Below are 22,829 nucleotides of genomic sequence, written 5' to 3'. Positions count from 1 at the left end.
CCGTTCGTCCCTCTCTCGCGGCGCGGTGTCGATGGCGCCAGCGCACAGCCCCCGTGAAGTACGTGGCGTAAGGGCCGCATCCTAGCCGGAACATGCGGTGAATCAGCCGTTATCTGCGCGCCTCGTGAGCGCGCTCGCCTCGAATGGGGCGGGGGCTGTGCTGCGGTTTTGCAGGTGGAGGTAGGCAGAGTGCCGCCCTGCAATGTGTGCGCCTCAAACCTCTTTTCGGCGCACGGACCAGATGAAGCCGTCGTACCAGAAGTGCATCAGCGCCACGGTCTGCGCGATGGACCACAGCACGCGCGCCTCGATCTGCGCCATCTCCGCGACGTAGCCGTAAGCGAGCACGGAGCCCAGAAACAAGGCGATCGTGAGCGGTGCGCCCACCTGCGCGCGGTCGAGTCGGAGGCGCTGCCGGAGGCGCTTGCCCTCGGACCACCACACCAGCGCCAGGTACTGCACGGCGTGAAAGACATTCATTATCAAGAACGCCTGGCCGAAACTGTTGAAGCCCCACGCGAACAGCGAGCACAGGCCCGTGCTGACCAGCAGGAAGATCTTCTGCGGCGAGGTGCGGTGGCCGCGGCGGCGAAGGCGCAGCGAGGCGACGACGTAGTACGCGAGGAATGCGACGCCGGTGGCGATGACGGTCCAGGTGATGGTGCGGTGACGCGCTTCCATCTGCGCGGGGATGGCGGAGAACAGGGTGTCGCCGAGCGCGTCGAGGCTCTCCAGGTTGCTCACGTGCGCGAGCATCGTCGCGCCGCCGAGGATGGGGCCGATGTAGAGCAGGTGGTTCAGCCAGAGGTCGAGCTTGCGTCCAGCGTCGGGGGGGTTGCCCTGGTTGCGATCGTAGATGCGGGCGAGGCCGAAGGTCTGGAGCGAGGAGTGGTAGACGTCCCAGAGCACGACGAGGACGGTGGTGCAGAGGGCCACCTCGTCGGAGAGCATCATCGCGGCGAACAGGAGCGGGGGGACGAGGAAGAAGCGGAGCGGGTGGCGGCGGCGCAGCGCGGTGTTGCCGTGGCTCCGGAAGAAGACGGCGACGAGGTGCGCGTGGGTCAGGGTGCCGGTGAGCAGGGCGGCGCCGGTGAGCTTGCGGCCGTCGTGCCACAAGCGCTTTTCGCCGAACTCGGTGCCCGCGATGAGCGCGCCGAGGAGGAGCGAGAGCAGCGGGGGGAGGAGAAAGAAGGCCCAGTCGTACAGGCGGCCGACGAGGTACGGGGAGCGCGCGGGCGTGGTCGTTTGCGCGGTGGGCGCAGGGGGCGCGGTGTCGCCGACGAGGAGGGAGGGCTCTGCGGTCGTGGTCACGTGCGCGGCTCGTTGGCGTCAGCGTCGGCGTCGGCGTCGGCATCGGCGTCGGCGTCGGGTGAAGCGGAGAGAGAGGATACGGGGGTCGCGGGCGCCGCGTCGACGGGGGGAGGAGAAGGCGCTTCCGCGAGGGGGGTGGACGACGCGGTGGCGGGGTCGAGGGGCGCGGTGAAGCCGACGGTGAAGCCCTGGGCGCCGAGGTGGTCGAGCAAGGCGAGCAGGAAGAGGTTCACGCCGAGCATCTCCAGCGCCTCTTCCACGACGTCGATGAGGCCGTAGACGAGGTTGTTCGAGCCTTCGCGCTCGGTCCAGTAGCCGAGCGGTAGCTCCATGCCCACGGCGCCCGCGACGTAGATGCCGCCGCACAGGAGGAAGCGGCGCCGGAGGGGGGCGGGCAGGTGGGCGAGGAACCGGAAGTAGACGAGGGCGAGCACGATCAGCAGGGCCGTGGCAGGGACCACCCAGCTGAAATAGAGGACGCCTTCGAGCTTCATCCACGAGCCCGCGGCCTCGTGGAGGGAGACCAGTTCGTCGAGGGAGATGTACGTGAACCCTGCGGCGAGGCCCCACCAGTGGGCGGCGTGGCGCTGTCCGGTGCGGCGGACGCCCGTGGCGATCAGCGCGAGGAGCAACGCGCAGGTGAACAGGAGGATCGAGGAGTACCAGGTGGGGAGGTTGGCCTCGTAGCTCAGGGACAGGAACGGGACGATGCCGGTCTTGCGTTCGAGCTTGTAGAGGGGGCGCAGGACCTCGACGGCAAGGCCCGCGGTGACGACGAGGGCCATGATCCCGAGCAAGGGGGCGCGGAGCGCGCGCGCGGAGAGGGTGAGCTGCATCGGTCGGCCTCGCCGGAGAGGAGAGCGTCCGCGGGGATGGACGTCAACGCATCCGCGGTGTCAGCGGGAACCGTGGACCTGGAGGACGGAGATGATGACGGCGAACATCTCCGCGGGATCGATGGGCTTGGGGATGTGGGCCTTGTAGCCGGCGACGAGGGCGCGGGTGCGATCGGGGGCCCGGGTGTGGGCAGTGACGGCGATGGCCGGTGTCTTGCCGCCTTGTTCGGGGGGGAGAGCGCGGATGCGGCGCATGAGGCTGTAGCCGTCCTCGCCGGGCATGGAGATGTCGGAGAGGAGGAGATCGGGGCGGAGCTGAGGAAGGAGGGCGAAGGCTTCCTCGGCGGAGCTCGCGGTGGTGACCTCGGCGCCGCAGCGTTCGAGGAGGTCGCGCATCATGTCGCGCGCGTCGGGCTCGTCGTCGACGATCAGCAGGCGCAGGCCCTGGACTTCGGGAGGGCACGGGAAGGGAAGGGCAGGGGGCGAAGCGGGGGGCGGGGTGGAGGGCGCGGCGCTGGAGGGTTCGCTGCTGGAGGGCGCGGCGCTGGAGGGCGGGGCGAAGGGCAAGGTGACGGTGAAGCAGGCGCCCTTGCCGTCGCCACCGCTGGAGACGTCGATGGTGCCGCCGTGGAGGTCGACGAGCTGCTTGACGATGGCGAGGCCGAGGCCGAGGCCGCCGAAGGAGCGGGTGGTGCCGCCCTCGGCCTGGCGGAAGCGCTCGAAGATGTGCGGGAGGAACTCGTCGGAGATGCCCTTGCCGGTGTCGATCACGGAGAGCTCGACGCCGGTCGCCTTGCGCTCGAGGCGGGCGTGGACGTGGCCGTGGGCAGGGGTGAACTTCACCGCGTTCGAGAGGAGGTTCCAGATGACCTGGTAGAGGCGATCCTCGTCGCCCAGGACCCGGGCGTCGGGGTCGAGGGAGGCGTGGAGTTCGATGCCCTTGGCGTCCGCGGGGGCGCGGACGGTGTCGAGGGACGACTCGACGACGGCGGCGACGGTGACGGTGGTCATCTGGAGCTTGAGCTTGCCGGACGCGATGCGGCTGATGTCGAGCAGGTCGTCGATGACCTGCGACTGGAGGCGGCCGTTGCGTTCGACGGTGTCGAGGGCACGGGCGCGCTGCTCGGTGGGGACCTGGCCGGCGCGGAGCAGGCGGATCCAGCCGAGCATGGCGTTCAAGGGGGTGCGCAGCTCGTGGCTGACCATGGCGAGGAAGTCGTCCTTGAGGCGGTTGGCTTCTTCGGCCTCGGCGCGGGCTTGCTGCTCGCGCTGGAGCAGGGCGTCTCGCTCGCTCTCCTGCTGCTTCTGCGCCGTGGTGTCGCGGGTGATGGTGGCGATCCAGCGGATGTCGTGCGTCTCGGGATCCCGGACGGCGAAGACGGTGTGGTGGGTCGGGATGGACGTGCCGGTGACGAAGTGGCGGAAGCGGAGGCCGCCCTCCCAGCGGCCATGGCGCACGACGGTCGGGAGGATGGTCTGCTCGACGAAGGCGCGGTCCTCGTCCTGGAAATAGTCGAGCAGGCGGAAGCGGCTCGCCTGGCCGGGCGGGAGGCCGACCATGCGCTGGCCCGCTTCGTTGACGTAAGTGACCGCGCCGCCGAGGGTGCCGACGCCGATGAAGTCGGTGGACTGTTCGACGATGGCGGCGAGGCGATCGCGCTCGGCTTCGAGGTGCTTCTGCTCGGTGATGTCGTGGCCCTGGACGAAGATGCCGGTGACGGTGCCGTCGGGGTCGATGATGGGCTGGTAGATGAAGTCGACGAAGCGGGGCTGGAAGGGGCCGCCCGGGGAGCGCTGGACGAGCAGGCGCATGGCGCGCCCGATGAAGGGGGTGCCGCTGGTGTAGACCTTGTCGAGCAGCTCGAAGAAGCCCTGCCCTTCGACGTCGGGGAGCGCCTGGCGAACGGTCTTTCCGAGGAGTTCGCGGTGGCCCATGAGCTGGTAGTACGCCTTGTTCGCCAGCTCGAAGACGTGCTGGGGGCCGCGCAGGAAGCACATGAACCCAGGGGCCTGCTCGAACATGCGGAGGAGGTGCCGCCGCTCCGTGTCGAGGGTCAGGTTGATCTCCTGGACGCGCTGGGCTCGCCCGAGGACTTCGGCCTGGAGCTGCTCGACCGGAGGGAGCTTTTGCTTCTCGGACGTGGGCGTGTGGGGCGGGCGCTTCAGGGCCTGGAGCTCGGTGATGTCGACGGTGTGCTGGAGGATGAAGGCGACCTGACCTTCGTCGTCGAGCAGCGGGGTGTGGGTGGCGCTCCAGGTGCGCTCTTCGAGGACGATGTGATCGCCCACGTGCGTGGGGACGCGGTAGGCGACGAGCGCGACCACGTCGGGGACGCGGCGCTCGAGGACGCGCTGGAACGAGGCGCGGAGCTGGCGGACGCTGTCGTTGTCGGGGGAGCTGGGGTCGTGGGGGAACGCCTCGAAGACGTGCCGGCCGACCAGCTCGTCGAGGCGGCTCGCGGTGACGCGCAGGTACGCCGGGTTCGCCGCGACGTACCGCAGGTCGCGGTCGAGCAGCATGTACGGGTTGGGGGAGGCCTGGAAGAGGCGCTCGAAGTCGATGGCCCGGGGCGCGAGGCGCGGGCTCATGATGCGCCACCCGAGGGATCTTGGACCTCGCGGCCGAGGGCGTTGGCGAGGACGACGATGAGTTCCGTCGGGTCGACGGGCTTGGGGATGTGGGTGGAGAAGCCAGCGGTGAGGGCGCGGGTGCGGTCTTCGCTGCGGGCGTGCGCGGTGAGGGCGATGGCCGGGATGCGGCCGCCCTGATCGCGGGGCAAGCCGCGCAGCTCGCGGGCGAGGGCGTAGCCATCCTTGGTCGGCATCCCGACGTCGCTGACGAGGGCGTCCGGGACCTCGGTCTGGAGGAGGACCATGGCCTCGTCGACGCACGTGGCGAGTCGGACGGTGGCGCCGGCGTCGCCGAGGATCGCGCCGAGCAGCTCGCGGGCGTCTTGCTCGTCGTCGACGACGAGGATGCGGAGGCCTTCGAGGACGTGAGGCGGGAGGGTGAAGGTGGCCTCCTCGGCGGTCTCGCTGTCCATCGGGGGGCGTGTGATCGGGCGGGCAGCGGCGCGGATCGGGATGCGGACGGTGAACGTGGCGCCCTTGCCGAGCCCCTCGCTCTCGGCTCGGACGGTGCCGCCGTGCAGCTCGACGATGTTGCGCACGATGGCGAGGCCGAGGCCGAGGCCGCCGACCTTGCGGTTGCCCTGCTCGACCTGGTGGAACTTCTCGAAGACGTACGGGAGGAAGTCGGGGGTGATGCCCTTGCCGTCGTCGGAGACGCTCAGCTCGAACTGCGACGCGAGGCGCCGCGCGGCGATGCGCACCTTGCCGCCGGTGGGGGTGAACTTGACGGAGTTCGAGATCAGGTTCCAGACCACCTGCTGGAAACGATCGGGGTCGGCGATGATGTGGCCGACGTCGGCGTCGACGTCCGTCTCCAGGGTGATCTTCTTCGCCTCGGCGGCAGGGCGGGCGGAGTCGAGGGCGGCTTCGATGACGCGGGGGATGTAGACGCTGGTGGGCTCGATCTTGAGCTTGCCCACGACGATGCGGGAGATGTCGAGCAGGTCCTCGATGAGCTGGGCCTGGGCGCGGGCGTTGCGCTCGATGGTCTCGATGCCCTTGGTGAGCATGGCCTGGGCGTCCGGGTTGGCCTTGATGATCTGGGACCAGCCGAGGATGGCGTTGAGGGGGGTGCGCAGCTCGTGGGAGACGGTGGCGATGAACTGATCCTTGGTGACGCTGGCTTCCTCGGCGCGGCGGCGCAGCTGCTGGGCCTCCTCGTACATCCTGGCGTTTTCCAGGGCGAGGGCGGCGTGTCGGCCCAGCGTCTTGAGGAGCTGGACGCGCTGGGGGTCGAAGGTGCGGGTGGTGCTGGTGAGCCCCACCGACAGGAGGCCGACGGTCCGCTCGTGGGCGACGAGGGGGACGAGGGCGAGCTGTTTCACGCCGAGCGATTTGACGTACGCGGCGTGCTCCGCGGAGGGGCCGTTGCCATCGAGCCATCGCGCCACGTCGTCCACGAGCTGCACCTCGGCGGCAGCGAGGGGCCCGCGCAGGGTCGGCGCAAAGTCGGGGCTCAAGGTGACGACGGGGAAGCGCTCCTGGAGTTCGTCGCCGATGGGTTCCGGGAGGGCGGTGCTCACGAGGCGCATCTCGCCGCTCGCTGCGACGAGGCGCGTGGTCGCCATGTCGGCCAGATCGGGGACGACGAGGCGGGTGATCTCCTGGAGGATGGCGTCGACGTCGAGGCGGTGAGAGAGGCGCTCGACGGCGTTCACGAGGAACTGGCTGCGGCTCGCGGCGGCCTCGGCCTCCTTCCGGGCGTTCGCCTCCAGCGCGGCGTTGCTCTCGGCGAGGTGCCGCGCGTCCTCGATCAGGCGCCGCCCGTGGACGCTCTCGGAGACGTCGAAGGCGATGACGAAGATGCCCGTGACGTGACCTGCGTCGTCGCGGATGGGCTCGTACGCGAAGTTGAGGAAGATCGTCTCCAGCCGGTCGCTGTCCATCGCGTGCCGGAGCTGGACGGGCACCTCGTGACCGTAGTGGGATTTGCCCGTGGTGTAGACCTTGTCGAGGAGCTGGAGGAAGCCCTGCTCGACGATCTCGGGGAGGGCCTCGCGGAGGGGTAGGCCGACGATGTCGCGACGGCTGACCAGGCGGAGGTAGAGGGTATTCGCCAGCTCGAAGCGGTGGTCGGGGCCCCGCAGGACGGCGATGGCCGCCGGGGCTTGCATGAAGAGGGTGTGCAGCGTGGCGTGGTCGTCGTCGGCGCGCTGGCGGGCGTTCTGTTCGAAGTCGAGGAGGCGCTTCGGGGCGGTGATGTCGACGACGGTGCCGATGAAGCGCGCGGGCTGCCTGCGCAGATCGAAAAGCGTCTGCCCCTCGGAGAGGAGCCAGTGGTCGTTGACGCCGTCGAGCGAGGAGGTGAGCCGGTATTCGCCGCGGTAGGTGCCCGCGATGGTGGGGTCGAGTGCCTGCTGGATGCCGGCCGCGACCTGCGCGCGATCGTCGGGGTGGATGAGGGCGAGGAACTCGTCGTACGAGATGTTGTTCTCTCCGGGAGGCAGGCCGAAGAGGCGACGGCACTGGGTGTCCCACGCGAAGGTGTGCGTGATCGGGTCGTAATCCCAGGTGCCGACGCCTGCGGCGTGGATGGCGAGCTGGAGGCGCTCCTGCAAGGCCTTCACGGCGTCCTCGCGGATGTCGGCGTACTTCTCGATCGCGGTGGTGACGGCGAAGTCGAGGCCCGCGTTCAGCCTGGCCAGCTCGTGGACCCGCGTCGCCTGGTCTCTCGTCGCGGCGTCGCGCTCACGCTCGGCGACGATGGTGAGGATGACCTCGCGCAGGACGCGGTACTCGCTCGCGATTTCCTGGAGGAGGACCCCGTGGCTGAGGCGCTGGGCGCCGTGCTCCTCCGAGATGAGGGCGAACTCCGGCTCGTCGAGGTCGCTGTCGAGCCAGTCGGCGAGGGCAGCGACGCTCTGCGGGAGGTGATCGAGCAGCAGCGGTCGAGAGAGGACGCGCAGGCCAGGGACGCGATGGCGCACGACTGCCAGCCACTCGCGAACGATGCGGTCGCGTTCCTCCGCGATGACCCTGGCAGTCCAGCTGCGCTCTCGGCTGATCACGGGGCGAGTGTGGCACATTCCGCGCCAACGCCATGGGTCTTCCCCGACGCCCGAGACCGGTCAGCGAGGAGACGGCTTCGACGTGGGCGGTGCAGCGATTGCGCGGTGTGCCTGTGCGCTTTGCTCGCAGCGTGCGGGCGCTCGCTCAGGTGGCGCCGGCGGTGTCCAGCTCCCCGGTCTGGAGGCGCCAGAGGCCTGCATAGATGCCGCCTCGGTCGAGGAGCGCGTCGTGCTTGCCGCTCTCGACGATGCGGCCGTGCTCGAGGACGTGGATGATGTCGGCCTGCCGGACGGTGGAGAGGCGGTGGGCGATGACCAGGGTGGTGCGGCCCCGGGAGACGCGCGCGAGCGAGCGCTGGATGGCTGCCTCGGTCTCGTTGTCGACGGCGCTGGTCGCCTCGTCGAGGACGAGGATGGGGGGGCTCTTGAGGATGGCGCGGGCGAGGGCGATGCGCTGTCGCTGGCCGCCCGAGAGCTTCTGTCCACGCTCGCCGACCGGGGTGTCGTACCCGAGGGGGAGCCGGGCGATGAACTCGTGGGCTTCGGCCGAACGGGCCGCGGCCTCGACGTCGGCGCGGCTCGCCGACGGGGCGCCGTAGGCGATGTTGTCGGCGATGGTGCCATCGGTGAGGAAGGGCTCCTGGGCGACGTAGCCGACGGCGCGGCGGAGGTCCTGGAGGTCGAGCGCGCTGATGTCGTGGCCGTCGAGCAGGATGCGACCCGACTTCGGGGTGTAGAAGCGGAGCAGAAGCTTGATGAGGGTGCTCTTGCCGGAGCCGGTGCTGCCGACGAAGCCGATGGTCTGGCCCGGAGCGATGTCGAGATCGACGCCGGTGAGCGCGGGCTGGGCGCCATCGTAGCTGAAGTCGACCTGTTCGAGGCGCACCGCGCCCTTCACCAGCTCGCGCGGGAGGCGCTCCCCTTCGTAAGGAATGGCGAGCGGGGTCTGGATGAGGCCGAGCACGCGGTCGATGGAGGCCATGGAGCGCTGGTAGAGGTCGGCGATCTCGGCGAGGCCGGTGAACGGCCAGAGCAAGCGCTGGGTGAGGTAGACGAGGACGCTGTAGCTGCCGACGGCGATCTGGCCGTGGAGCGCGAGGTAGCCGCCGTAGACGAGGGTGACGACGAAGCCGGCGAGGACGGCCATCCGGATGACGGGGGTGATGGCGCTGGAGAGGCGGATCGCCGCGGCGTTGGTGGTGACGTAGGCGCGGCTCGCCTCGTCGACGTGGGCGGCCTCGAAGTCCTCGGCCGTGTAGCTCTTGATGGTGGCGATGCCGAAGAGGTTGTTGTTCAGGCGTCCGCCGATGCGCCCAGCCGCTTCACGGACGTCGGCGTAGCGCGGCGCGAGGCGCCGCTGGAACCAGAACGTGCCGTACAGGATGAGGGGGACGGGGAGGAGGGCGATGACGGCGATCCCCGGCGCGATGACGAAGAAGACGATGGAGATGAGGATCGACGAGCACACGATCTGGAGGATCATGTTCGCGCCGGTGTTGAGAAACCTCTCCATCTGGTTGATGTCGTCGTTGAGGATCGAGAGGAGGTTGCCGCTGCTGCGGTTCTCGAACCACCCGAGCTCCAGGCGCTGCACGTGGGCGTAGGCCTCCTTGCGGAGGTCGTGCTGGAGGTTCTGCGCGAGGTCACGCCAGGCGACGGAGTAGAGGTACTGGAAGAGCGACTCGCCGCCCCAGATGAGGACGGTGAGAATGCCGAGCCAGATGAGCTGGGACTGGGTGTCGGCGATGCCGATCTTCGCGAGGAAGGAGTCCTGCTTGCTGACGACGACGTCGACGGCGACGCCGATCAGGATCTCCGGCAGGACGTCGAAGAACTTGTTCAGCGCCGAGTAGACGGAGGCGAGGACGGCGTGCTTGCGGTAGCGGCGGGCGTGGTTGAAGAGCTTGGAGAGGGGTGACACGGTGCGTTGACGCGGTGTGTCCCGCGGGGCGTGGCGCGTGTCAATCGGCGCCAGGGCGCGTCAGGGTGAGGTCCCATCCAGATCCAAGGGGAGCCCGATCTGGAACTGGGTGCCGACGCCCGGGGTCGACTGGACGTCGATGTCGCCGCCGCAGGACTGGACGATGCGCTGCACGGTGGCGAGGCCGATCCCGTGCCCCGAGGCCTTGGTGCCAGGGGCGCGGTAGAACGGCTCGAAGATGTGGCCCAGCGCGTCGGAGGAGATGCCCGGGCCGGTGTCGTCGACGATGAGCTCTGCGCGTTCCCCGCGCGTGCGCGCCGTGACGACGACGCGTCGGTGCGGCTGCCCTTGCATGAATTTGAGGGCGTTGGACATGAGGTTCATGACGACCACGTAGAGGAGGCCGCGGGGAACGATGACGCGCAGGTTCTCGACGCCGGTGAGATCGATCTCGGCGTTCACCTGGTTGCGGAGGCTGCTCAGGTCCTCGACGACGTCGGAGATCACGGCGGGGATGGAGGAGCTGTCCTTCGCATCGAGCGTGTGCTCGGCGCGCGAGAAGGCGAGCATGCCGTCGAGCAGGTTGTTGGCGCGGCGGGTCATGCGCTCGAGGCGCTCTCCCGCCTTGCGCGCGGGCTCTTCGGACGAGAACTTGAACACGGCGCTCATCATCAGGAGCGGCGAGAGCAAGTTGCGCAGGTCATGGGCGATGCGACCAGCGAACGCGTCGAGATCCTGGCGCGCCCGCGCGGTGCGCAGGGTGCCCTCGACCCGCGCGACGAGTTCGCGGCCGGAGAAGGGTTTGACCAGGTAGTCGCTGGCCCCGGCCAGGAGCCCCTCCACGGTCGCCTCTTCGCCCGCGCGTGCCGACAGGAGGATGACCGGGATCATCGTGGTGCGCGGATCGACCCGCAGCGCCGCGAGCAGGGCGAAGCCATCCTTGCCGGGCATCATGACGTCGGAGAGCACGAGATCGGGGATGCGGTGCTTGATGATCTCCAGCGCCGTGTCTCCGTCCTGCGCCGTCTCGACCGTGTAGCGCCCTTCGAGCAGCCGCTTCACGTAGTCGCGCATGTCGGCATTGTCGTCGACGAGCAGGACGTGGCCCGAAGGCAAGAGCGCTCGTCGGGCCGGGAGTCGGGTGACGGTGGCGCCGAAGGAGGGGGGCGGGGGCTGGACGGGCACCTGCGCTGGCTGCTCGGGCGTCGCCGCGTCGCCGGACTGCACCCATGCCGTCATGTCGTTGAGGAACGCGGTGGCCGTGGAGGCGACGGCGCGCTCGGTGGTGGCAGCGCGCTCGGGCCCGGGATCGAGGGGCTCTCCTGCCGAGACGACGCGCCCCCGGGGCAGCGTGAGCGTGAAGGTGCTGCCTTTCCCCAGGCTGCTCTCGACCTCGATGCTTCCTCCGTGGAGCTTGGCGAGCTCCTGGACGAGCGCGAGGCCGATGCCGCTCCCCTCGTGGCTGCGCCCTCGGGCGCCCTGCACCCGGTGGAAGCGCTCGAAGACGCGCTTGAGCTCCTGCTGCGGGATGCCGGTCCCCGTGTCCTCGACGGCGAGCACGAAGCGCTCTTCATCGGCGGTGAGGCGCACGCTGATGCTGCCCTCGAAGGTGAACTTGAAGGCATTGGAGAGGAGGTTCAGGACCATCTTCTCCCACATCTCCCGGTCCACCCACGCAGGCTCGGGGAGGGGCGGACAGTCGACGTGGAGGGCCAGGCCCGCGCGCTCCATGGTGGAGCGGAAGGTGCTGGCCAGATCCGTGGTGAGCGCCGAGAGATCCGTGGCCTCGCGGACCGCCTGCATGCGGCCCGCTTCGAGGCGCGAGAAGTCGAGCAGCGCGTTGACGAGCTTGAGCAAGCGGAGCGCGTTGCGCCGCACCGTCGAGAGGCGCGCCTGCTGGCGGGTGCCGAGCGGCTCTTGCGCGTCTTCGAGGCAGTCCTCGAGCGGCCCGAGCACGAGGGTGAGCGGGGTGCGGAACTCGTGGCTCACGTTGCTGAAGAAGGCCGTCTTCGCGCGGTCCAGCTCGGCCAGCGCGTCCAGGTGGCGGCGCTCTTCCTCTCGGGCGCGGGCGTTGGCAATGCCGGTGGCGATCCCGGCGGCGGCGAGCTGAAGGAAGCTCTTGTACTTCTCGTCGAGGGCCCGGCGCGGGCTCACGCCTGCGACGAGCACACCCGCGGGGGTCGTGTGGCCGGGTTGCGCCAGCGGGAGCAGCAGGGCCGACGACGCCCCCTCGGGCCAGGGGCCACCCGGCAGCTTCCCCCACATCGCCGGGAAGTGCGTCTCACGGCTCGTCTCCTCTCCCGAGAGGAGCCCGGCGATGGGCCAGGTCGTGGTGTGGGCCGATCTCGGCTCGATGAGGAGCGGCGCTCCTGGCGCGCCGGGATCGAGCTGGCTGCTCGCGACGAGGCGCGCTCGCTCGCCGCCCGCCTCGACGAGGTAGAGGAGCGCGAACGGCACGTCGTGGAGGTTCGAGCCCAGGATCTCGGCGGCAGCGCGGCACGCGTTCTCGGCGCTGGGTCGATCACTGGTCGCAGCGCTCAGCGCCCGGAGCGTGCGCAAGCGCCGCTCGTCGAGGACCCGGTCGGTGGTCTCGTGAAGCGCCGAGAAGACGCCGCCGATGCCCCCCCGTTCGTCGCGGATGGGCGAGTGGCTGTAGGTGAAGTAGCACTCCTCGACGTAGCCGTTCCTGTCGAGCGGCATCATGAGGTCCTCGACCCAGTTTGCCTCCCCCGTGGCGAGGATCCGGTCGAAGCCCGGCCCGAGCATGTGCCACACCTCGGGCCAGGTGACGGCGGCCTCCTGGCCCAGCGACGCAGGGTGCTTGGTCGCGCCGCAGATGGGCCGGTAAGCGTCGTTGTACATCTGCACGTACCTGGGGCCCCAGGCGATGTAGAGCGGGTAGTTCGACGCGAGCAGGATCCCCACCGCCGTGCGGAGCGACTGGGGCCACGACGACACAGGACCGATGGCCGTCTTCGACCAGTCCAGCTGTCGCATCAGCGCGCCGCACTCGCCGCCCCCGATCAGCACCTCGTCCACCGCGCGTTTGTCCATCGTCATGGCCGGTCCTTCAGAGCACCCAAGCTCGCCTTACCACGAGCCTGACCGATGGATGCCGCCGCGATGGAAGCAGGATCGGGCACCGTGATGCGGCAGCAGCCACCCGGGCGCGTGCCATGCCCGTCGTGTCGATTTCTATGGATTCCTCGAACCGGAGATTTCTTCGAGGGCGTTCCCGGTCCTCGCCCCCGACCTCGAAGCGAGGAGCCGACAGGGCGCTGCGTTCAGTCCGAGCAGACCTCGAGGGGTCATTGCGGTGCTCGCGGCGATGATTCCAGGCCCGTATGGTTTTCACGGTTCCGTTGCCCGCGGCCTGCTCGATCCGCTGCCCCGTTCCCTCCAGGGCACTGCCGACAGGCGGCCGCCGGGCGTCGCGAGGACCCCGCTGCCCCGGGTCAGGAGTGAAATGGTGGAGGCGGAGCTGGAACGTCTGCCCCGTCGCGATGCGTCAGGCGCGGGCGCTACCTCGGCGACGGATACGTGCAAACTACCGTCACGCTGGAGTCGTTGGCGTCGCCAGCGAACGAGGGGAGGGGGAGAAGGTCGGTGGGGGCTGCGCCGGGCGAAGAGGGGGGAGACGAGCGACGACGCGGTCTATTCATTCATCTTGCCTGGGGGCAGGAGCCGGCTACCATCAGCGCTGACTCGGACGTCCTTCTGTTTGATGTACGCAGCCCCATCGGATGGAGAGACTCTCGGCGCGGAGCACGCGCAGTTTGCTGGGCTGCGGAGCACTGATCTGGAATGGGTACTCGTCTCTACGTCGGCAACCTCCCCTTTTCTACTACCACCACCACCCTTCGTGACGCTTTCGCCGATGCGGGAGAAGTGACGGACGTGCACATCGTGACGGATCGGGAGAGCGGCCAGTCGCGCGGCTTCGGTTTCGTGACGATGGGCAGTGAAGAGCAGGCCCAGAAGGCCATCACCACGATGAACGGCGCCATGTTCGAGGGACGTCCCCTGCGCGTGAACGAGGCCGAGCAGCGCCCGCCGCGCGGTGGTGGCGGCGGCGGTGGTGGTTACGGCGGCGGCGGTGGCGGCGGCGGCTACGGCGGCGGCGGCTACGGCGGCGGCGGCGGTGGCGGCTACGGCGGCGGCGGCGGCGGTGGTGGCCGCGGTGGCCGTGGCGGCGGCCGTGGTGGCCGTGGTGGTGGCGATCGTTACTGATCGACGTCTGCCGACGATCTTCGTGTAATGCATGTGCGACCCTGGCGACCTCGCCGGGGTCGTTCGTTTTTGTTCACTCGGCAGCCCGCTCACTCGTTCGCGCTGACGTCCACATGCTCGGTGCTGCGGCGTCGGTAGAGCCACCACGTTCCGGTGTGCTTCACGAACTCGATCGTCGGATCCTGGCGGAAGAGCCGCGCGGGGTCCCCGTGGTGACGCACGAGGAACCAGTCGAAGAAGGTACCGTGCCGCCGCACGTCGAAGCGCTGCGGCGTCCATTCCCAGCGCAGCGGCACGGGTGGAGGGACCACGGCGCCAGGCTCGCTGCGATCGCGGTAGGCGAGGGGAGACGAGTCCCACACCGCGAAGTGGAAGCTGAGCCAGCCACCGCGCTCCGCTTGCACCCATGCGGGGAGATGGATGAAGGGGCTGGTGCTCCGGGCCGAGCCGTGATGATCGAAGACGAGGTAGAGGAGCTTCGGCGCCTGCGGGATCTCGCGGGTGATGGCGTGAAAGTCCTCCGTGACGGGGTCGAAGCGGCGGTAGTGGTCGACGACCACGGTGGCCATGCCGATGGGTGCCGCGGCGAGCACGAGGACGATCGGAGCGCGTAGCCACGAGCGCTTCGGTAGATCCGGGAACGCCGCGAGCGCGAGCAGCAGGGCCGAGGTGGCCTCGCGCGGGTACACGTACCACCAGAGCCCCATCTGCATCGGCAGGGCGAGGAAGAGGCCGAGGAACACCAGGGCGCAGGCCACGGGGACGGCGGCCGCCGCGAGGGTGAAGCGCCGCGTGTCGCGGGTCTCGTCGGCGCTGGCTGGCGCATCGTGCTTCTCGAACAGCCGCGCGGCGACGGTGGCCCCGAGCGCTGCGAGGAGCATGCGCCCCGCACGAGACGCGGCCTGCTTCTCGGCGGGATCGTCGAACCCGGAGAAGAGCAAGCCGGGGATCTCGCGGAGCCGCTCCAGGTGGAAGGTGAGCGGGCCCGGGCTGGAGCGCAGGGTGTCGGTGCGCGCGAAGAGCCAGGCGACGAAGAGGAGGAGGGCAGGGACGAGCGGCAGGAGGATGGGGCGGAACCGCCGGGTCGCCGGATAGGCCAGGATCGCGGCACCGATGACCGCGCAGATCGCGAAGGGGAAGCGGAAGATGTGGGTGAAGAACAGCGCGACGAGGGTGAGCGCCAGCGCCACCCGTCGCCCTCGGGTCGGGCGATCCACGAGGCGCAGCGTGATGCCGGCCGCCATGCAGAAGAGGCCGAGCGCGCCGACGAAGTTGAAGAACCCCCAGTGCGCGAGGGTGCACCAGGCGATGCCGAGCCCCAGCACCCCGAGCAGCGGACTGCGCTTCATCCCCCAGAACAGCACCGCCATGCCCGCCGGGAGGAGGGCGAGCATCACCGCGGCGGCGATCTTGGTGGCGGCGACCGGAGGCAAGACCCACATGAGGGCCGCGCCGATGACGTACATCGAGAGGTACGGGACGGCGAGCGGCTGGAGGCGGAACTGCTCGCGCAGATGAAACGTCGGGTCGGCGTAGTGGTGCAGCGCGGAGGTCTGCGCGCCGTGGAACGGGAGATCGGTGATGGGGGGGTAGCGACACGCGGCGAGCGGCGCGACGATCACGTAGGCGCAGGCACCCACGACGGCGAGCGCAAGCCCGGCCTCCAGAGGCGAGCGGCGCGCAGCGAGCGCGAGGCGTCGGACGAGGGTGACCAAAGCGGCCGGAACTTATCATCACCTGGGTGAGGCGATAGGCTGCGCGCGGTGCTGCTCCCTCGGTCGTCCTCGCTGCCCAGAGGTCTGGATGGGCTACCCCTCGCGACGGCACGCGAGACGCAGATCGCCCGGCTGGTTCTCCTGATCGCGACGCTGTGGTTCGCCCTGGTGGCCAGCTGGGAGCTCCTCGGCCCCCCGCTCGCTGGGCACTTCGCGTCGAGCGCGAGCATGGGGATCATCGCGGAGAACATGCTGCGGTGGAGGATCCCGGGGCCAGTCTGGGAGTACACGACCACGCGGCCGACCCCCGCGATGTACTACTGCCACCATCCGTGGGGGATCTTCTGGACGACGGCCGCGTTCATGAAGGTCCTCGGCCGTCACGATGTGGTGTGCAGGCTGCCGGCCGTGCTGCTGAGCGTGGCCACGCCTCCCTTGCTCTACGCCCTCGGCCGCAGCCTGTACCGACCGGCGGCGGGGGCGGCAGCGGCAGCGACCTTCGTCGTCCTGCCGATCGCGCTCTCGTTCGCCAACTTCAACGCCCTCGAAGTGCCCGTGATGGCGTGGACCCTGCTCGGCGTCTGGGGGTACGTGCGCCTTCTGCAGACCTGGCGGAAGCGGTGGATCGCGGTGAGCGTGCTCGGCCTGACGCTGGGCATGCACGCCGACTGGCCGGCCTTCGTGCTCACCGGCGGGCTGCTCGCCTTCGGTGCGCTCCGGGGCTTCCTCGCCCCCGTCTCGGTGTTCGGGCCCGTCCATCCGCGCAGGTTCGCGCAGTGGTGGGTGCTCACCGCGGCCGCGGCGGTGCTGACGCTGGGACTCTACCTGGTGCTGTTTCAGCGCGCCGGAAAGCTCGTGGATCTGCTCCAGAGCTACGCCATGCGCTCGTCGGGCAACGAGGCGCCTCTCGGGGCGGTGCTGGCGTCGCGGCGCTACTGGCTGGAGCTGATGTTCACACCCGTCGGCCTCGGGCTCGGCGCGCTCGGCGTCCTCGCCTGCCTCGGCCGGCTGACCTTGCGGCGCCGTGAAGCCGACGCGATCCCCTTGCTGTATTTCGTGATGGCGGCGGTGCAGTACGTGGTGTTCCGGCAGGGGGCCGACATCCACATCTTCTGGCCGCATCATGGCGCCGCCTACCTCGCGCTGGCCATGGCGGCGCTCGTGGACATGGGCGCGCACGTCACGCATGGAACGGCTTCTCCCGTCGGTGGACAGCGCGCGTGGACGATCTCTCTCTCGGTCGCGCTGCTTCTGCTGGGGGTGATCCTGCGCGATGGCATCCCCGCGCTTCGCTATGCGCGCGAGACCGGGGGCCGCTTCAACGAGAAGGGGCTCTTGATCGACTCCGACGGCGACAAGATCGCGCTGCTGCGGTGGCTGTCGGAGCGCATCCCGGGGGACGCGCGCGTGGATCTGCACGCGGGGATGAAGGCGACGTGGGCCCAGACCTGGGCGCTGGGAGGTCGCATGGTGGGTGTGGAGCGCCCTGTCCCCTCTGGCGCTCCTCGTGGCGTTTACGTGGCCGACGTGCGCTACCTGTCCGACGCCGTGCAGGCCGATCTGGTGAAGCGTTTTCGCGTGGTCGCCGTGGGGCCTTACTGGCTCGTCGCGACGCCGGAGCTCCTGGCGATGCTGTCCCCGGGCGGGCCAGAAGAGAGCGGCATCGTCGCGCTGTCGTTCCGGGAGACCGAGCCCTCGGCGCTCGTCTGGGCCCTCGAGGCCGCCACCGAGCCCGTGCGCTCCATCGCGCCGGATCCCTTTCTGACGTGGGAGCTGCGCACCCACTTCGATCTCCCGACGGCGCCTCCTCTCGACGAACCAGTGACCCTGGAGCAACGGAGAATCGCGCACAACGCGGCGCTCGCGTCGGGCGACACGGCTGGCGCGTCCGCGCGGCTGGCCGAGATCCGCGCATCCTTGTCCTCGGACGGCGCGCGGTTCAGTGACGGGACCGAGATCCTCGGCGCGACGTTCCAGGCAGGTGCCCGCGCGTTGCTGACCGTCGTGGTGCAGGCGGGCGGTCCCCTGGAGTCCGGCGTGAGCCTGGCGGTGCGGTCGCGGGTGGTGGCGCGCGCGTGGCTCTCGGCCACCATGCCGGATCCAGTCGAGCGCGAGGTGGGCTTGCCGCTCTGGATCGCGCCCGAGCGCTGGCGCGCCGGCTTCCTGTACACCGACCCGGTCCCCATCCGGAAGCGGCCGGGCACGGAGGCGTTCTGGGCCTCGTTCCGGGGAAAGGGAGCGCCGCATCGGGAAGGCGGCGGACCGTCCATCGAGGTACTCCGTCTGCCCTGAGCGGTGGACGCCGCGTCGCTTTCCGGCTCTTCTAAAGCCATGAGCTTTCGAGGCCTCTGGCTGTCTGCCCTCGTCCTGCTTTCGGTCGGCTGTGCCGGCGCGCCACCCAGCTCGTCGTCTCCCGCGCCAGAGTCCCCTGGGACATCCGACCCGAAGTCTTCCGTGGCGTCCAAAGGAGGAGCGGCCGCCGATGAAGCCGTGCCGGGTCAGCCTCCTCCCACCGAGGTCCGGAACGACGTGCCTGCGCCAGCAGCCACCAAACCTGGGGACAATGCAGACGGAGGCCAGCGGGCGGCTGCCGTGGTGGGGGGCGACAAAATCGGCGGAGGCACGCTGACCCAGGACGAGATCCGGCGGGTGGTCACGGAGCGCCCGGAGCTGTTCGACGCCTGCTACCTGATCGGCGCGGGCAAATCGCGGGACTTCATCGCGACCGTGACGGTGCGTGCCACGCTCGGGCCTTCCGGCAAGGTGACCGTCGCCGATGTCGTGAGGTCGACCGCGAAGAACAAGAAGGTCGACACCTGCGTGGCCGACGCCTTCAAGCAGCTCAAGTTCCCCTCACCCCGGGGTGCGACGACCAGCGTGATCACCTTCCCCATGGAGTTCCAGGGGGCCGAGCTCGTTCAGTAGCCACTTTCCTTCAGGGGTCGCCCTCGGCGATCCTTCTCGCTCCCTCCTCGCATCCTTCCGCCACGGAGCTCGACGATGCCGCGATCCCTTCGGCCTTCTTCTCAGCGGTTTCCCTGGACGCTCCTGGGCGTAGCAGGGAGCTTGCTGGTCCTCTCGGCCCTCGGCGGGCCAGGCTGCGGCGGCATCGTCGTCGTGGATCCGCTCGATGGTGAAGGAGGCTCGGGCGCGCAGGGGACCGGCGGGGCACCGACGACGACCACGACGACCACGACGACCACGACCACGACCACGACGACCACCACGAGTGTGGGCGGGGGTGGAGGGGAGGGGCCCTGGGGGACGCCCACGCTCGACGAGGTGCCGCTGGGACCCGTCTCCCCGAACGCGCCGACCGTGGAGTTCGACATCCCCATGGGGACACTGGGGTTCACGCTGATCGCGCACGCCCAGGCCGGGCCGACCAGCTTCGCCGAGATCGGCATCCGCACCCTGAGCACGCCGACCGGTGCGCCGCTCATCGCCGACTTCCGGCTCGCGCCGACCGAGTGGCTGTACTCCTGGTACGGGACCACCGTCGCCGGCATCCCTCAGAACGACGCGCCTTCGGTGATGCCCTCGGTGACACCCGGTCGCTGGTCCGCGAGTTTCGGGAGCTCCTCTGGCCCCAGCTTCGCAGGGAACGCCTCGGTGTGGATCCGGCAGACGGTGGACGCCCAGTTCCACGGCGGTGTGCTCGACGTCAACGTCTTCATCGCCGAGGGCGCCACGACGCCGGACTACATGATGTACAGGCTCCAGGAGGCCTACAACGACTACGCAGGCCTCGAGCTGGGGAGGGTGACCTTCTACGAGCTTCCCGCGCACTGGTCGGTGATCAACAGCTCCGTCAACCTGCTCCGCGCCCTGGAGGTGACGGCGATGGCCGAGCGTCGCCCTGCCCTCAACGTGCTCGCCGTCGTCGACCTCGCCGGTGAGCTCGACGGCGCCGCCGGGATCGCGTCGGGCATCCCGGGCCAGGGGGTGATCCACGGGACGCACACCAGCGGCGTCGCGATGGAAGTCTACGGAGACCTCTTCGACGAGATCATCCTCGAGCACGAAGGCGGGCACCTGGCAGGCCTCTTCCACACGAGCGAGATCTCCCCGCCAGGTCAGGACCCGCTGAGCGACACGCCCTACTGCACCGACGTCAACACGCACGGGCTGAACTGCCCGGACGCCGACAACATCATGTTTCCGTACGGGAGCACCGTGAAGGTCCGCTCCCCGATGCAGGATCGGGTGATCCAGGGCAGCTCGCTGTACCGTGGCATCGCAGGGCCTGGCGACCTGCCCGAGCCCCCCCTCGACGTCTCCCTGCAGAACGCCGGCGCCCCGCTCCAGCCCATGGCCGTCGTCGACTTCACGGGCCGCCCGCGAGCCCGCCGGGTGCCGCGTCCCGCACCGAGCCGCGCCTGGGCGACGGGGCTCCCCTCGGGCGCAGCCATGGTGCTTTCGGGCACCTGGTGCACGAAAGGCAAGGCTCCCTCGAACCCGTACGAGCAGCTGCGCGACGCGGGGGGCGACGACCCGGTGCAGCTCCTGGCGATCGGGATGGATCCGTCGGCACCCCTTCATGTGCGCAAGCGCGCCCTCTCCGCAGCAGGCCGACTTCAGCCGCCTCCGGAGGTGATCAAGGCGCTCGCCGCCATCGCTCGGAGCGACGCGTCACCGCGTCATGTGCGCATCGGGGCGCTGCGAGGCCTGGAAGCTGCGAAATCTCCCGAAGCGTTCGCCGTGGCGCGTCATCTGCAAACGAGCCAGGATGTCGGTCTCGTCGCGGTGGCGCGTCACATGCTCTCCCCAGGTCGGTAGAGCGTGCCGATCTTCTGAGCAGTGAGCATCGATTGCTCGCCGACGGGTCATCGAGCTCCGCCCGGCGAGCAAGAATGGCTCGCTCCGATGGTCCGACGTCGAGATCGACCACCACGCAAAGAGCACCACGGGAACAACGCTTCGTGGCACGTTGGTTGAAGAACGGCGGCCGGGAAACGGCCCCGCCAGCGACCGGTGTGCGGCCGAGAGCAGCGTACCGGCGGTGCGCCCCTCGTGTTCGATGGACCCGCTCCAGTGAAGCGTCAGCCGCTCCTCCGTTGCGGCGAGTCCATGGGACAGAAGGGGCGCACCTCCGGCACGATGCGCGGTGACGCCGCGAGCGATGCGACTGCCGCGAGCGATGCGATGCGACTGCCGCGAGCGGGACCCTGGCTCGATCGCTAGAGCGCCTCGTCTTCCAGGTAGACGTCGAGATCCTCGAACGTTGCAGCGAGGCGGTAGCGCTCGTCGAGCAGCTCCGCGAGCGGCGGGAACCCACGCAGCGCGTCACGCGAGTCCAGCACCTCGCCGGTGACCATGGGGAACACGTCGTGCCGCTCCACCACGATCGCGGCGGGAGGGCGCGCCGAAAGCTCGGCCATCAGCGCTTCTCGCGCGGGCTCGCGTCCCCACATCGCCCGCTGAGGCACGTTGTAGAGGTAGCGGGACGCGCTCTCTCGGTCGGCGAGATCGTAGATCACCGGCTCGAAGCCCCATACGAACACCGACCGCTCCGGCGCCACGTTCTCGCTCAAGAACGAGGCGGCCGTGCGGTTCGCGTGCGCGTTCACGTCGGCCACCGAGGCGAGCGCATCCAGCGCTGCTTGGTCCCGCGCACCGGCCGCGAACAGCGCCGCCCGTCGCGCAGCGCGCACCAGAGCCCCTTCGGCCACGTCCTTGGTCGCCGACCGCGCGAAGCCGAACAGCACGAGCACCGAGGCGAGCCCCGCCGCTGCCGGCCACCCCCACCGCGCCGCGCGGGTCCACGCCTTCCAGAGTCCGAGTCCCGCCAGCATGCCCGTCAGCGGCCACGTCGCGCCGAAGTGGTACGGGAAGAATTTCGCCTGCATCACCACGCCAGCGAGGTGCATGGCGATGATCCCGCCCAGCAGCGCCACGCCGGCGCGCTCGCGCCGCTCCGGGTGCAGCGCCACCAGGCACCCGAGGCCCAACGCCATGGGCCCGGAGTAGTTCGTCAACCACTGCGAGACGCCGTACCAGCCGAGCACCAGCGCCGACTGTCCTTTCCAGCCGAGCGCCGTGTAATGAGGCGTGAAGACGAACAGGACCCGGTGGAGATCCTCGAGCGCCCCTTGCGCCGCGAACCACGCCACACACGCCGCGATCGGGAGCACGCCCCCGAGCGCGATGAAGGCGCCAGGGCGGACCGCACCGACCACCGCGGCGCCCACACGTCGAGCCCGGAGCGCGCGCGGTAGCTCCATCAACGAAGGCCACCCGAGCGCCACCGCGAGCACCGCGCCTCCACCCGCCAGCGGCGGCTTGAGCAACCCCGCGAACCCGAACAGCACGCCCGCACCGATCAGCCGGAACGTCGACACCCGCGCTCGATCCCCGTCGTCGGCGCCAGGGGTGACGAGCAGCAGCGCGAATACCGTGAGCATCCCCCCGAACGACTCCGGCTGGGCGGTGTGCCAGAAATCGAGCTGCGCGTGGACCAGCAAGGTCAGCGCGGCGGCCATCACGCCAATCCGCCGATCTCCCCACCAGCGCTCGGCCAGCCGCACCATGCACAGCGACATCGCGACGAGCCCTGCCACCTCGACCACACGGATGCCCCACTGCGCCGCGCCGAAGAGGGCCCGCGCGCCCATGAAGAGCAGAAAGATGCCCGGGGGCTTGAAGTCGAACGCATCCCGGTACGGCATCCCGCCGTCGAGGGTGATCCGCGCGACCATGGCGTAGATGCCCTGATCGCGCCCGTACCCGAACGTGAGCACGAGGAGCAGGCACACGACGCTCAGCGAGAGCGCGGCCCCCATCACCACCTTGCTGAACGGCACCACGGGACCCTGCGAGCTGCTGGGTACGCCGGCTGCGCCGGAGACCTCGGGAGCGCCACCCGTGTCACCCCCTCCTGGGATGGATGAGGACGTGGCGGCGGGATGGTCGGCGTCTGCGGGGTCCTGGGTCGATGACGGCTCCGCGGAAGCGCTCCTGTCGACGGTGAGCACGGCCGTCTTGTACACCGCAGGCGCGCGAAGATCTCCCGCTCGTCGGCGCGACAGAGGCGTTTCGCCCCACGTGCGGCCGGAGAGGCGCGCACCTTGCCTTCTCCCGTTATCGCACCAGGACCAGCGTCGAACGAGAAACGAGGTCCGAGCGCGTTGCCCCCGATGAGCGGGCGGCGTATACGGCCACCGACTGCCCCGAGCCG

Annotated in this window: 12 protein-coding genes; 4 read left to right on the top strand and 8 right to left on the bottom strand. The window is 69.8% G+C overall.

All coding sequences use genetic code 11. The features are described from left to right. Positions 1–213: 213 nt before the first annotated feature. The 6 genes from CMC5_RS34255 to CMC5_RS34230 form a co-directional block, all read right to left on the bottom strand. Positions 214–1,311 (bottom strand): hypothetical protein, encoded by a 1,098-nt coding sequence (locus tag CMC5_RS34255; RefSeq protein WP_050434339.1) that lies wholly within the window; start codon positions 1,309–1,311, stop codon positions 214–216. After that, positions 1,308–2,147, bottom strand: a complete 840-nt coding sequence (locus CMC5_RS34250; protein ID WP_063796396.1) for a hypothetical protein — start codon at positions 2,145–2,147, stop codon at positions 1,308–1,310. The genes CMC5_RS34255 and CMC5_RS34250 overlap by 4 nt, the downstream gene beginning before the upstream one ends. Before the next feature lie 60 nt (positions 2,148–2,207). Next, positions 2,208–4,736, bottom strand: coding sequence for a PAS domain-containing hybrid sensor histidine kinase/response regulator (locus CMC5_RS34245; RefSeq protein ID WP_050434338.1), 2,529 nt, complete (start codon positions 4,734–4,736; stop codon positions 2,208–2,210). Continuing rightward, entirely contained in the window at positions 4,733–7,804 is a 3,072-nt protein-coding gene (locus CMC5_RS34240) for an ATP-binding protein (protein WP_050434337.1), read from the bottom strand. Before CMC5_RS34240 ends, CMC5_RS34245 begins: the two co-directional genes overlap by 4 nt. A 127-nt stretch (positions 7,805–7,931) precedes the next feature. Beyond that, complete coding sequence (locus tag CMC5_RS34235; protein ID WP_050434336.1) at positions 7,932–9,707, bottom strand: ABC transporter ATP-binding protein; 1,776 nt, start codon at positions 9,705–9,707, stop codon at positions 7,932–7,934. Positions 9,708–9,767: 60 nt separating this feature from the next. Continuing rightward, the gene (locus CMC5_RS34230; RefSeq protein ID WP_245677986.1) at positions 9,768–12,767 is read right to left on the bottom strand and encodes a sensor histidine kinase; all 3,000 of its coding nucleotides are present in this window, start codon (positions 12,765–12,767) and stop codon (positions 9,768–9,770) included. A gap of 744 nt (positions 12,768–13,511) precedes the next feature. Here CMC5_RS34230 and CMC5_RS48765 point away from each other — a divergent pair. Continuing rightward, on the top strand, positions 13,512–13,937 hold the full coding sequence (locus tag CMC5_RS48765) for an RNA recognition motif domain-containing protein (RefSeq protein WP_050434335.1): 426 nt from the start codon (positions 13,512–13,514) through the stop codon (positions 13,935–13,937). 89 nt (positions 13,938–14,026) lie between these two features. Here the strand turns inward: CMC5_RS48765 and CMC5_RS34220 are convergent, their stop codons facing one another. Continuing rightward, positions 14,027–15,652, bottom strand: a complete 1,626-nt coding sequence (locus CMC5_RS34220; RefSeq protein WP_050434334.1) for a hypothetical protein — start codon at positions 15,650–15,652, stop codon at positions 14,027–14,029. A 48-nt stretch (positions 15,653–15,700) separates the two neighbouring features. Between CMC5_RS34220 and CMC5_RS34215 the strand changes: the two genes are divergently transcribed. The 3 genes from CMC5_RS34215 to CMC5_RS34205 all read left to right on the top strand — a co-directional run bounded on the left by CMC5_RS34215 (position 15,701) and on the right by CMC5_RS34205 (position 20,431). Beyond that, positions 15,701–17,944, top strand: coding sequence for an ArnT family glycosyltransferase (locus tag CMC5_RS34215; protein ID WP_050434333.1), 2,244 nt, complete (start codon positions 15,701–15,703; stop codon positions 17,942–17,944). Between the two features lie 162 nt (positions 17,945–18,106). Then, positions 18,107–18,577, top strand: coding sequence for an AgmX/PglI C-terminal domain-containing protein (locus CMC5_RS34210; RefSeq protein WP_169796742.1), 471 nt, complete (start codon positions 18,107–18,109; stop codon positions 18,575–18,577). 141 nt (positions 18,578–18,718) lie between these two features. Next, the gene (locus CMC5_RS34205; RefSeq protein WP_050434331.1) at positions 18,719–20,431 is read left to right on the top strand and encodes a HEAT repeat domain-containing protein; all 1,713 of its coding nucleotides are present in this window, start codon (positions 18,719–18,721) and stop codon (positions 20,429–20,431) included. A gap of 401 nt (positions 20,432–20,832) precedes the next feature. Here CMC5_RS34205 and CMC5_RS34195 read toward each other — a convergent pair whose 3' ends face one another. Beyond that, on the bottom strand, positions 20,833–22,641 hold the full coding sequence (locus tag CMC5_RS34195; protein ID WP_050434329.1) for an ArnT family glycosyltransferase: 1,809 nt from the start codon (positions 22,639–22,641) through the stop codon (positions 20,833–20,835). Positions 22,642–22,829: the final 188 nt, after the last annotated feature.

This window comes from Chondromyces crocatus, from assembly GCF_001189295.1.
GTDB lineage: Bacteria > Myxococcota_A > Polyangia > Polyangiales > Polyangiaceae > Chondromyces > Chondromyces crocatus.
Note: the sequence above shows the minus strand (reverse complement) of the source record. Positions and strands in the feature narration are given on the sequence as shown.